Origin of the sequence: Streptomyces sp. NPDC127068, assembly GCF_042724695.1 — a bacterium.
Classification (GTDB): Bacteria; Actinomycetota; Actinomycetes; order Streptomycetales; family Streptomycetaceae; genus Streptomyces.
On record NZ_JBHXEN010000008.1, the window covers coordinates 140,150 to 151,213 of the forward strand.

The 11,064-nt window shown below is 72.1% G+C and carries 12 protein-coding genes; 9 read left to right on the forward strand and 3 right to left on the reverse strand.

The window, feature by feature from the left end; all coding sequences use genetic code 11:
* The first annotated feature begins 62 nt into the window (after positions 1–62).
* Together ACFWIA_RS07255 and ACFWIA_RS07260 are read left to right on the forward strand one after the other, a co-directional pair.
* On the forward strand, positions 63–548 hold the full coding sequence (locus ACFWIA_RS07255) for a cation:proton antiporter regulatory subunit (protein ID WP_387001258.1): 486 nt from the start codon (positions 63–65) through the stop codon (positions 546–548).
* Positions 549–552: 4 nt separating this feature from the next.
* A complete protein-coding gene (locus ACFWIA_RS07260) occupies positions 553–1,854 on the forward strand; it encodes a cation:proton antiporter (RefSeq protein ID WP_387001260.1) in 1,302 nt (433 codons plus the stop codon).
* A 74-nt stretch (positions 1,855–1,928) separates the two neighbouring features.
* Here ACFWIA_RS07260 and ACFWIA_RS07265 read toward each other — a convergent pair whose 3' ends face one another.
* Positions 1,929–2,327 (reverse strand): hypothetical protein, encoded by a 399-nt coding sequence (locus ACFWIA_RS07265; protein WP_387001262.1) that lies wholly within the window; start codon positions 2,325–2,327, stop codon positions 1,929–1,931.
* A gap of 141 nt (positions 2,328–2,468) precedes the next feature.
* Between ACFWIA_RS07265 and ACFWIA_RS07270 the strand changes: the two genes are divergently transcribed.
* On the forward strand, positions 2,469–3,698 hold the full coding sequence (locus ACFWIA_RS07270; protein ID WP_387001264.1) for a DUF4032 domain-containing protein: 1,230 nt from the start codon (positions 2,469–2,471) through the stop codon (positions 3,696–3,698).
* A gap of 31 nt (positions 3,699–3,729) precedes the next feature.
* Here ACFWIA_RS07270 and ACFWIA_RS07275 read toward each other — a convergent pair whose 3' ends face one another.
* Together ACFWIA_RS07275 and ACFWIA_RS07280 are read right to left on the reverse strand one after the other, a co-directional pair.
* Positions 3,730–4,245 (reverse strand): DinB family protein, encoded by a 516-nt coding sequence (locus ACFWIA_RS07275; protein ID WP_387001266.1) that lies wholly within the window; start codon positions 4,243–4,245, stop codon positions 3,730–3,732.
* Positions 4,246–4,363: 118 nt separating this feature from the next.
* On the reverse strand, positions 4,364–4,849 hold the full coding sequence (locus ACFWIA_RS07280) for a DUF5709 domain-containing protein (RefSeq protein WP_387001268.1): 486 nt from the start codon (positions 4,847–4,849) through the stop codon (positions 4,364–4,366).
* A gap of 176 nt (positions 4,850–5,025) precedes the next feature.
* On the opposite strand from ACFWIA_RS07280, the gene ACFWIA_RS07285 reads away from it, so the two are divergent.
* The 6 genes from ACFWIA_RS07285 to deoC all read left to right on the forward strand — a co-directional run bounded on the left by ACFWIA_RS07285 (position 5,026) and on the right by deoC (position 10,981).
* Positions 5,026–5,943, forward strand: coding sequence for a ribokinase (locus tag ACFWIA_RS07285; protein ID WP_387001269.1), 918 nt, complete (start codon positions 5,026–5,028; stop codon positions 5,941–5,943).
* Entirely contained in the window at positions 5,940–6,950 is a 1,011-nt protein-coding gene (locus tag ACFWIA_RS07290; protein ID WP_387001271.1) for an ABC transporter permease, read from the forward strand. The genes ACFWIA_RS07285 and ACFWIA_RS07290 overlap by 4 nt, the downstream gene beginning before the upstream one ends.
* Before the next feature lie 145 nt (positions 6,951–7,095).
* Positions 7,096–8,130, forward strand: a complete 1,035-nt coding sequence (locus ACFWIA_RS07295) for a sugar ABC transporter substrate-binding protein (RefSeq protein ID WP_387001272.1) — start codon at positions 7,096–7,098, stop codon at positions 8,128–8,130.
* Entirely contained in the window at positions 8,130–9,665 is a 1,536-nt protein-coding gene (locus ACFWIA_RS07300; RefSeq protein WP_387001274.1) for a sugar ABC transporter ATP-binding protein, read from the forward strand. The genes ACFWIA_RS07295 and ACFWIA_RS07300 overlap by 1 nt, the downstream gene beginning before the upstream one ends.
* A 41-nt stretch (positions 9,666–9,706) precedes the next feature.
* Positions 9,707–10,162, forward strand: coding sequence for a D-ribose pyranase (gene rbsD, locus ACFWIA_RS07305; protein WP_387001276.1), 456 nt, complete (start codon positions 9,707–9,709; stop codon positions 10,160–10,162).
* 105 nt (positions 10,163–10,267) lie between these two features.
* A complete protein-coding gene (gene deoC / locus ACFWIA_RS07310) occupies positions 10,268–10,981 on the forward strand; it encodes a deoxyribose-phosphate aldolase (RefSeq protein WP_387001279.1) in 714 nt (237 codons plus the stop codon).
* The last annotated feature ends 83 nt before the right edge of the window (positions 10,982–11,064 follow it).

The following is an 11,064-nucleotide window of genomic DNA, read 5'->3' on the forward strand; positions in this document are numbered from 1 at the left end:
CGCATCAACGCATCAACGCATCAACGCATCAACAGAGAAACGACAACGAGGGGGGACAGGCTGTGCCTGCTCCACGGATGCGGACGACGCCCCTACCGGGGATCGGCGTCCAGTACGACCTGACGACACGGGAGCATCAGCACCTGTCGGTGGTGGCCCACCGGGACGGCACCCGCACGGTGAACGTCTACCGGTCGGACGACCCCGACGCCTGCGCGCACTCGCTGCACCTGTCGGGTGCCGAGACGGCCTCCCTGATCGACGCGCTGACCCCGGAGCACCACAGCTCCAGTCTGCTGCACACCACCGACCTGGGCCTGGTGGCGGAGCGGATCGAGCTCGCCGCGGTGTCGGCGTGGAACGGCAAGGTGCTGGGCGACACCCGGATCCGCACCGACACCGGCGCCTCGGTCGTCGCGGTGCTGCGGCGGTCCGGAGCGATACCCTCGCCGACGCCCGACTTCCGGCTCGCGGGCGGCGACACCCTGATCGTGATCGGCACCCGTGAGGGTGTCGAGGCCGCGGCGACGATTCTCGGGCAGGAGTGAGCGCGTGCATTCTGCGGTCCTGCTGATCGAGTTCGGTGCGATCATCCTCGCCCTGGGGCTGCTCGGACGCATAGCGGGCAGACTCCGCTTCTCGCCGATACCCCTCTACCTGCTGGCGGGGCTCGCCTTCGGGCAGGGCGGGCTGCTGCCGCTCGGGGCGAGCGAGGAGTTCATCGCGACCGGGGCCGAGATCGGGGTGATCCTGCTCCTGCTGATGCTCGGCCTGGAGTACACGGCGAGCGATCTGGTGTCGAACCTGAAGACGCAGTACCCGGCGGGTGCCGTGGACTTCGCGCTGAACGCCCTGCCCGGGGCAGCCGCCGCGCTGCTGCTGGGCTGGGGTCCGGTGGCCGCCGTGGTGCTGGGCGGCGTGACGTGGATCTCCTCGTCCGGAGTGATCGCCAAGGTACTGGGCGACCTGGGCCGGGTCGGCAACCGGGAGACTCCGGTAATCCTCAGCGTGCTGGTCCTGGAGGACCTGGCGATGGCGGTCTACCTGCCGATCGTGACGGCGCTGGTGGCCGGGGTCTCCCTCGCTGCGGGCAGCGTGACGCTGGCGATCGCGCTGGGGGTCGCCGGTCTGGTGCTGTTCGTCGCGGTGCGCTACGGACGGGTGATCTCGCGGTTCGTCTCCAGCGACGACCCGGAGAAGCTGCTGTTGGTGGTGCTCGGTCTGACGATCCTGGTCGCGGGCATCGCGCAGGAGCTCCAGGTGTCGGCGGCGGTCGGCGCGTTCCTGGTGGGCATCGCCCTGTCCGGCGAGGTCGCCGAGGGCGCCCACACCCTGCTGAGTCCGCTGCGGGACCTGTTCGCCGCGGTGTTCTTCGTCTTCTTCGGGCTGCACACGGACCCGGCGAGCATTCCGCCGGTGCTGGTGCCGGCGCTCGCCCTGGCCGTGGTCACGGCCGGCACGAAGATCGCGACCGGCTACTGGGCGGCGAAACGCGCCGGCGTCGGGGTGAAGGGCCGTTGGCGGGCGGGCGGCACGCTCGTGGCGCGCGGCGAGTTCTCCATCGTCATCGCGGGTCTCGCGGTGGCGGCCGGCGTCGAACCTTCACTCGGACCGCTGGCCACCGCGTACGTTCTGATCCTGGTGGTGATCGGTCCGGTGACCGCCCGCTTCACCGAGCCGGTCGCGGCACGTGTCACCACGTACCTGCGGGCGCGGCGCGGGGCGGAACCGCTGGTGGCGGGGGGCGCCGGTGACGCGTGCGACGCTCCGGGCGACGCACCCGAACAGCCGGTGCCCTTGGCCAAGACGCCGGACTCCGCGACCGAGGTGGAACGGTCCTCGGCCCTGGAATGAGGGCTGGGGGGTGTCCGTCCGTGCGGACGGGCACCCCCCACGGCTCCGTGCGGCCCCTGGGACCGCTCCCGCGGCTACCGTGGCGGGGTTATGCGGCGGTAGGCCGTGCGGGCGTGGACCACCCGGCCGACCAGGGTGCCGGTGAGCGCGGCGCCCGCCAGCAGGGACATGCGCTGGAGGTCCACGGAAGGGCTCCAGGTCAGCACCCCGGCGGGCGGAATCCCGAAGGCGTTGAAGAACAGCCAGCACAGGCAGGCGATGCCGGGGACGGCCCCGAGCCGGGCCCGGGTGCCGAGCACCGCGGCGAGCACGGACAGGGCCGCGAGGTGCACCAGCGGCTCACCGGGGCCGGCCACCTGGTTGACTCCACCGACCAACAGGCCCGAGCCGAGGACGGCCCCCGTCCACACGCGCGGTGTCGCCAACGGTTCGGGGACCGCTCTCGCTCCGGCACTCAGCAAACGCCACTGCACGTGTCCGCCCTCCTCGCCGTCCCCACTGCCCTACCCCCCTGACGTACGACGCATCCGGGCGTCCGACCGACCGGTCAGCCCGCGCGCCCGGCGGGCACCGCCGTTCCCGTCCCGCGATGCCGGGCCAGTAGCTTACGGTCCATGGTTCTTCAGATCAGCGCCACCAATCCCGAGCACCCGGCCCTCCTCCTCGACCTGCCCTGGGACGTCCCCCTCGAACACTGGCCCGAGGAACACCTAGTGGCGTTGCCACGCGGCATCTCCCGGCACGTGGTCCGTTACGCGCGCGCGGGCGACGAGGTAGTCGCGGTCAAGGAACTGGCCGCCAGACCGGCGCTGCGCGAGTACGAACTGCTCCGCGTCCTGGACCGGCTGGGCATACCCGGGGTCGATCCGCTGGCGGTGGTCACCGGCCGGACGGACACCTCGGGCGAACCCCTGGAGCCGGTGTTGATCACCCGCCATCTGAAGGGTTCGCTGCCGTACCGGTCGATGTTCGAGACGACGATGCGGCCCTCCACCATGGGCCGTCTGATGGACGCGCTGGCCGTGCTGCTGGTGCGGCTGCACCTGGCCGGCTTCGCGTGGGGCGACTGCTCCCTGTCGAACACCCTGTTCCGACGGGACGCGGGCGCGTTCGCGGCGTACCTGGTGGACGCCGAGACGGGGGAGCTGCACGAGCGCCTCAGCAACGGTCAGCGCAGCTACGACGTCGACCTGGCCCGGGTGAACATCGCCGGTGAGCTGATGGACCTGGAGGCGGCGGGGGCGCTGCACCCCTCGGTGGACCCGGTGGAGTTCGGCACGACGATCTGCGGACGGTACGAGGAGCTGTGGACCGAGCTGACCCGACGGTCGGTGTACCCGGTCGGCAAGCGGCACTACATCGACCGGCGGATACGCCGGCTCAACGACCTCGGGTTCGACGTCGCCGAGATGCAGATCAGCCAGGGCGACGTGGGCGACACCGTCACCTTCGTGCCGAAGGTGGTCGACGCGGGTCACCACCAGCGCCAACTGCTGCGGCTGACCGGCCTCGACACCGAGGAGAACCAGGCCCGACGGCTGCTCAGCGACCTGGAGAGCTGGATGGCGACCCAGGACGACTACGCGCCCGGGGACCCCCTGGGGGCGCGTCCCGAGGTACTGGCCCACCGCTGGGTGCGTGAGGTGTTCCGGCCCACCGTCCGGTCCGTTCCGCTGGAGATCCGAGGGCAGTTGGACCCGGCGCAGATCTTCCACGAACTGCTGGAGCACCGCTGGAGCATGTCGGAGCGCGCCCAGCACGACGTGGGGCTCGACGCGGCGGCGAGGGACTACGTCGACAACTGGCGCCCCCCGGTGATGGAGAGCGCCCCCGAAGCGGAGTGAACGGGTACCGCCGCGACGCGCGGCCCACCGTTCAGGAGGCCGCGCGCACCATCCTCAACTGGCCGATCTCGGCGACGTTCTTCATGAGTTCCGCGTTCACCCACGCCAGCAGGTGGGCCACCGTGTAGGTGGGGTCGTCGGGCACCGGGTAGGACGCCGGGACGTCGAGGTCGGCGTCGCCGAGCCCGTCGAGCAGGGTCGTCCACTGTCCGTGCAACCCCCGCAACCAGACGACGGCGGCGTCGCCGTCGCCGGGCCAGGTGACCTCGGTACGGTCCCGGGGGGTGCGCCCGTGCACGTGGTCCAGGGCGGTGGACCACCACCAGCCGATGTGCCACGTCAGCCAACCGATGGTGGGCACGGGGACGGGATCGGGCTCGCTGTCCGCCCAGTCGGGCACCCAGGAGCCGTCCGCGGCGGGCCGGACGTTCCAGCTCAGGGGGGCGGGCTCGGCGAGGAAGTCGCCCGGTTCCAGCCGCTCCAGGTGGTACGCGAAGAGGGACCAGGTCAGGTCGAACTGCCAACGCAGCAAAGCGATTCGGTTCACGGTCACCGGCTGACCCAAGCACAGACCGGGGCCCGGTGAAACGCATTTTCCGGTGACCGGTCGATGCGCGGTCGGTGCCCGGCCCCGTCGGCCGCGCCGTGCCGGCCGGGCGGCGCGTCTACCAGCCGTCGCGGGCGGCGCGTTCGTCCTCCGGCTCGACCAGGTGGACGGCGGCCTCCTCCGCGGAGGCCGCCGCACCGTCGATGCCGACGTCCTGGGCGACCAGGTCACCGACGGTGTTCTCGTGGGCGCCCTCGTCGGGGGCGACCAGACGGCCGGCGCGGGTCGCGCCGACCTCCCCGTCCCGCGGTTCGCCGTCGGTGTCGACGGTGTCGCCGATGCCGTCCCCCTCGGGTTCCCGCACGTCCGGCAGTTCCTCGGCCAGCCGCTCGTCCAGGGTCTCGCCGCGCAGTTGATCGGCGAAGGTCAGGTCCTCCCGGTCGACGGCGCGCGGGCGGTCGGGCGGGGAGTAGCCCCGGTCCAGCGGATCGTCGACGCCGTCGGCGACGAGGGTGTCTGCCGCGTCGAGCAGCCCCTCGTCGTCCTGCACCTCGGACCCGTCGGGCTGATAGACGTCATCGCCGCGGGCGTTGTCGCGGTCCATGTCTTCCATCGTCCCCCCGCGTCCCCGTTCCGCACCCCGGGCCGTGCCCGGGCGCCTGGGCCGTGCCCGGGACGACGACACGAAAGCTCCTCTCGCCTTCCCCTATTGACTAGGGACATCCCTGTACCTACATTCCTCATGTCCATAGTTGTCCACGTACAAGGTGCGGTGCATCGATGAAGATCGCTGTTGTCGGCAGCTACGGCGCCGGTCTCACCATGAGGGTCCCCAGGTCACCGGTCGCGGGCGAGACCCTGTCCGGCGGAACCTTCGACTCGGGCCCCGGCGGCAAGGGCAGCAACCAGGCCATCGGCGCCGCCCGGCTGGGCGCCGACGTCGCCCTGCTGACCGCCCTCGGGGACGACGACTTCGGCCGCGCCGCCCGGGCGCTGTGGCGGGCGGAGGGAGTGCGCGCCGACCACGTGGTGACCACCGCGGCGCCGACCATGGTCGGTTTCATCCTGGTCGAGCCCTCGGGCGAGAACCGCATCGTCATCGCCCCGGGCGCCCTCGACGAACTCGGCGCGGACGCCGTCGAGGCGTTCCGCGAGGAGATCGCCGCCGCCGACGTCCTGGTGGTGTCGATGGAGATCCCCGAGGAGGCCGTGGCCGCCGCCCTGCGCACCGCCCGCGCGACGGGCACCCGGACCCTGCTGAACCCCGCGCCCGCCCGACCGCTGGGCGACGACCTGTGGCCGCTCATCGACGTGATCACCCCGAACCAGACCGAGGCCCCCGTCCTGCTCGGCCTCGGCCCCGGGCACGGCCTGACCGACGAGGACCTGGTGCGCGCCCTGCGGGAACGCACCGGCGCGGTCGCCGTGCTCACCCGGGGCGGCGCGGGCGCCCTGATCGCCCGGGAGGACACCGTGACGGCGACCCCGCCCTCCCCGGTCGGCTCCGTCGTCGACACCACCGGAGCCGGGGACGCGTTCACCGCCGCGCTCGCCGTCCGACTCGCCGCGGGCGACACCCCCGAGCGGGCCGTGCGGTACGCCGCCGCCGCGGGCGCCCACGCCGTCACCGTGGCCGGGGTCGTCCCCGCCCTGCCCACCCGAGACCAGCTAGCCGCCCGGATTGGAACCGCCCCGTGACCTCAACGACCTCGACCCCCGCCCCGGCGCGGGAGTTCGCGCTCCCGCTGCGCAGACTGCTGCACGCCCGTGAGGCGGGCGTGTTCGCCGCACTGGTCCTGCTCTTCCTGCTCGGCACCGTCCTCACCCCCGGGTTCGCGCAGTCCGACAACCTGCTGTCGGTCGGTCAGCAGATCGCCCAGATCGGCATCATGGCCGTCGGCGTGACGTTCGTGATCATCAACGGGGAGATCGACCTCTCGGTCGGCTCGACGTACGCGCTGTCGGCGATCTCGACCGGCATGCTGATCTCGGACGGCTGGGCCTGGCCGCTCGCCATGGGGGCCGGACTCGTCGTGGGAGCACTGGCCGGCCTCCTCAACGGACTCGCCGTGGTGGTGCTCGGCGTGCCCTCGTTCATCGTCACGCTGGGAACGCTCAGCGTCTTCCGCGGGATCGCCCTGTTGATCTCGGACGGCGCCCCCATCTCGCTCAGTTCCTCGCAGTCGGGCGTCGCCGAGTTCAACCTGCTCGGCCAGGGCGAGCTGTTCGGCGTCATACCGATGCAACTGGTGTTCTTCGCCGCCGTCGCCGCGATCGGCGTGGTGCTGCTGGCCCGCTCCCGCTTCGGCTTCCACTCCTACGCGGTCGGCGGGAACCGCGAAGCCGCCCGGCTGGTCGGCGTCCACGTCGACCGGGTCAAGCTGACCGCGTTCGTCCTCTCCGGCTTCACCGCCGGGCTCGCCGGAGTGCTCGGGCTGTCGTTCCTCTCCTACGTCCAGGGCGTCACCGGACAGGGGCTCGAACTCACCGTGATCTCCGCGGTCATCATCGGCGGCGCGGCCCTGTTCGGCGGCTCCGGCACCATGTGGGGCACCGTCATCGGCGTCGCCTTCATCGGACTGCTCCAGAACATCCTGAACATCCGGGGCATCTCCTCCTTCTGGCAGACCGTCGTCACCGGTCTGGTGATCGTCGCGGCCGTCGCCGCCGACACCTGGCAGCGCAGACGCAAGTCCCGCGCCTGAGGCCCCCGTTCCCCCTGCTCCCCACCGAACCGTCCTGACCGCCCCCACGGAGGACACCGCCGCGCCCGCCGCGCACCGCCCCACCCGCGCGTCGCGCCCGGCACCACTGACCACTCCCCCCCCCGCACGACAAGGAAGTCCTGCCATGTCCCGTCGCACCCCTGCGTTCAGAGGCCTCCTCGCGCTCGCCACCGCCACCGCCGCGCTCTCCGTCTCGGCATGCGGCGCCGTCCAGCCCGCCGACGGCGGCGGCACCGACGACGGCTCGTTCACGCTCGCCCCGTACATCCAGGAGCGCGTCGACGACGGCAAGCCGATGCGCGTCAAGCTGAGCTACCACGACCCCTCCCTCGCCTTCGCGACACCGATCACCGCGGGCATGAAGAAGGCCGCCGCCGAGTTCGGCGCCGAGACCGCCCTGATCGGCCCCACCGGCGGGGACGCGGCCCAACAGGTCTCCGAGATCCAGACCCTGATCCAGCAGAAGGCCCTCGACGGGCTCGCCGTCTCCTCCGCCTCCAGCGACGCCCTGAAGCCGGTGATCTCCCAGGCGTACCGGGCGGGCGTGCCCGTGATCTCGTTCAACACCGACAACCCCGACTCCCAGCAGATGGGCTTCGTCGGCCAGGACCTCAAGGGCTCCGGGAAGGCGCAGGCCGAACGGCTGGTCAAGGACCTGGGCGCGAAGGGCTCGGCGAAGGGCGGCACCGTCGTCGTCTTCTCCGTGGACACCGGGGCCGGCTGGTCGCACGACCGGTTCGGCGGCTTCGAGGAGGGCCTCGCGGACAGCGGCCTGAAGGTCGTCGGCCCGGTCAACGTCGGCAACGAGCCCAGTGCCGCGTACAACACCGTCGAATCGACGATGTCCGGCCAGCAGGACGTGGTCGCCGTCGCCGGGCTCGACTGCTGCTCCACCACGGCCGCCGCCAAGTGGGTGGCGGGCTCCGCCGACCGGAACGACATCGTGGTGGGCGGGTTCGACCTGCTGCCGCAGACCGCGGAGTACCTCACCAAGGGCGTCGTCGACTTCACCATCAGCCAGAACCCGACCGAACAGGGCTACCAGGCCGTGAAGGTGCTCGACGACTTCCTCACCGAGGGCACCGAGGTGAAGGGCGTGAACACCGGCGCGCAGTTCATCACGCGGGACAACCTCGCCTCCGCCACGGTGGAGAAGTGATGGCCGCCGCACAGGACGCCCCCGCGGCCCCCTTCGCCGTCAGCGTGCGCGGGCTCTCCCGCAGCTTCGGCCCGGTGCGGGCGCTGTCCGACGTGTCGTTCGACGTGCGCCCCGGTGAGATCACCGCGCTGCTCGGCGAGAATGGCGCCGGCAAGTCGACGCTCCTCAAGATCCTCGCCGGACTGCAACCGCCCAGCGACGGCACCGTCACCGTCTTCGGCGAGCGGGTCAGCACGTACTCCCCCAGTGCCCTGCTCGACCGGTACGGCGTGGCGATCGTCCCGCAGGAGCTCTCCCTGCTGCCCGACCGCAGCGTGGCCGAGAACGTGCTGAGCGGAGTGGAACCCGGCAACCGCTGGTTCCCCTCCCGGCGGCGCATGGTCGAGCGCACCCGGGAGCTGCTGGCCGAACTCGACCTCGCTCTCGACCCCTGCGCACCCGTGCGGACGCTGGACCTCGCCACCCAACAACTGGTCGTGGTCGCCCGGTCCATCGCCCGGGGCTGCCGCGTGCTGATCCTGGACGAGCCGACGGCGATGCTCACCCCCGCCGAAGCCGAGCGGCTGTTCGCCCTGATGGACCGGCTCAAGGCGGCGGGGACGACGATGCTGTACGTCTCCCACCGGATGCCGGAGGTCTTCCGACTGGCCGACCGGATCGAGGTCCTGCGCGACGGCAGCCACGTCGCCTCCTGGCGCGGCACGGAGACCACGCCGGACCGGGCGGTGGCCGCGATGGTCGGCCGTGAACTCGGCGGCTTCGACCGGCGCGCCGCCCACCGCACCGACCCCGCGACGGCGCCCGCCCTGCGGGTGCGGGGGCTGAGCGGCAGACGGCACCGGGACGTCTCTTTCGAGCTGCGGCCCGGGGAGATCCTGGGGGTCGCGGGCCTGCCCGACTCGGGCCGGGTGGAACTGCTGCACAACGTCTTCGGCGGCGAGCGGGGCACCGGCGGCACCGTCGAACTGCTCGGCCGACCCTACGAGCGGCGCGACCCGATCGCCAGCGTCGGGCGCCGACTGGCCTTCGTGCCCGGCGAACGACGGGCCCAGGGTCTGCTGAGCACGATGAGCGTGGGCGAGAACGTCGGCGTACTGACCGCGAAGGCGTTCAGCCGCTTCGGGTTGATCCGCCGGGGGGCCTTCGACCGGCGGGCCGCCGAGCAGGCCGAGCGGCTCCGGGTGAAGACCGCGACCCTGGACCAGCCCATCACCAGCCTGTCGGGCGGCAACCAGCAGAAGGCCGTCCTCGGCCGTTGGCTGGCGATCGACCCGGGCGTACTGATCCTCGACGAGCCGACCCGGGGCGTGGACGTCGGCGCCAAGGCCGAGATCTACGAGCAGTTGTTCGCCCTCGCCGACCGGGGGCTCGCCCTCCTCTGTTCCTCCTCCGACCTGCCCGAACTGCTCACCCTCACCGACCGGATCGCGGTGATGAGCGAGGGCCGCCTCGTCGAGGTGGTCGACGCCGCGTCGGCCACGGAGGAGTCCCTGATGGCGCTGGCGACGGGCGCCGCGGTCGCGCCGACCCGCTGACGCGCCCCCGTCGTGCCCACCCCTTCGAAAGGAACCGTCCGATGAAGCGCACCGGCATCCTCCACGCCGAACTGAGCGGGGCGCTCGCCACGCTCGGCCACACCGACCTGTTGTTGGTCGTCGACGCCGGCTTCCCCGTCCCGCGCGACGCCCACCGGATCGATCTGGCGCTCACCGAGAACGTGCCCGACCTGCGTACCGTCCTCGGTCTGATCGCCGACGAACTGGTGGTGGAGGGCGTGGTGCGGGCCGAACACGTCCCCAGCCACCATCCGCGGCTCGACTCCTGGCTGCACGAGCGCTTCGCCGGCGCCGAGTTCACGACCCGCCCGCACGCCGACGTACTGGGCCGGTTGGCCCACGAGGCGAAGGTCGTCGTCCGGACCGGGGCCTTCGAGCCCTGGGGCAACATCGGCCTGTACTGCGGTGTCGACGCGCCCCGGTGGTTCGGCGGGGAGGGCGTCGTGGTGCCCGAGGAGTACGCGTCCCGGATCTGACCCTCCCACCCCCGGGCGGGCGCGATCCGCCCGCCCGGGCCCCCGGCGGACCCCCGCCACCGACCCCATCACCGTTGTCCGTCCACCGCGACAAGGAGACACCCCGTGTCCGAGACCCTCACCAGCCCCGCCGAACTGGCCCTCACCCCTGCGGAGTTGGCGCCCTACATCCAACACACCAAGATCGAGTCGAACGCCACCCGGGACGACATGGTCGCCCACGCCCGGGAAGCGGCCCGGTACGGCTTCAATGCGGCGATGGTCCCCGCCTCCTGGGTGTCCGTCGTCGCCGCCGAGCTGCGCGGCACCGGCATCGGCATCGCGTCGGCCCTCGACTTCCCGACGGTCGGCGTCATGACCAGCGCGGGCAAGGCGGCCGAGGCCGCCGAGATCGCCCGGCTCGGCGCGACCCAGCTCGACATGGGCGTACAGATCGGCTGGCTCAAGAGCGGGATGTACGACGAGTTCCGGGAGGACATCGCGGGCGTCGTCCGCGCCTCGGGACTGCCCGTCAAGGTCATGCTAGAACTGCCGCTGCTGACCGAAGAGGAGCGGGAGACAGCCGTCGAACTGGCCATGGAAGCCGGCGTATCATACCTGAAGAACGCCAGCAGCGGTCAGCTCGAAACCGCGAACCCGACGAGTGTTCGCTACCTTGTCGATCGGGCCCGCGACGGCGTCCAGGTGAAGGCGTCCGGTTCCATCAAGCACGCGCAGCAGGCTCGGGAACTGTTGCACGCCGGTGCGGTGCTCCTCGGCACCAGTGCCGGGGTGGAGATCGTCACCGACACCGCCGACGAGTCGACCACCAGCTACTGACCCCGCCGTCGTGGCCCCGCCGGCCCGCGCCCCCCGGGCCCCGGGCGCCCCCCGGGACGGATTAGGCGCGCCCGGGACGGCGG

What these genes read in the sequence shown, in the direction of transcription:
- ACFWIA_RS07270 (WP_387001264.1), top strand. Translation starts at nt 2,469, where the DNA reads ATGGTTCTTCAGATCAGCGCCACCAATCCCGAGCACCCGGCCCTCCTC.
- ACFWIA_RS07280 (WP_387001268.1), bottom strand. Translation starts at nt 4,849, where the DNA reads ATGGACCGCGACAACGCCCGCGGCGATGACGTCTATCAGCCCGACGGG.
- ACFWIA_RS07285 (WP_387001269.1), top strand. Translation starts at nt 5,026, where the DNA reads ATGAAGATCGCTGTTGTCGGCAGCTACGGCGCCGGTCTCACCATGAGG.
- ACFWIA_RS07295 (WP_387001272.1), top strand. Translation starts at nt 7,096, where the DNA reads ATGTCCCGTCGCACCCCTGCGTTCAGAGGCCTCCTCGCGCTCGCCACC.
- ACFWIA_RS07300 (WP_387001274.1), top strand. Translation starts at nt 8,130, where the DNA reads ATGGCCGCCGCACAGGACGCCCCCGCGGCCCCCTTCGCCGTCAGCGTG.
- rbsD (WP_387001276.1), top strand. Translation starts at nt 9,707, where the DNA reads ATGAAGCGCACCGGCATCCTCCACGCCGAACTGAGCGGGGCGCTCGCC.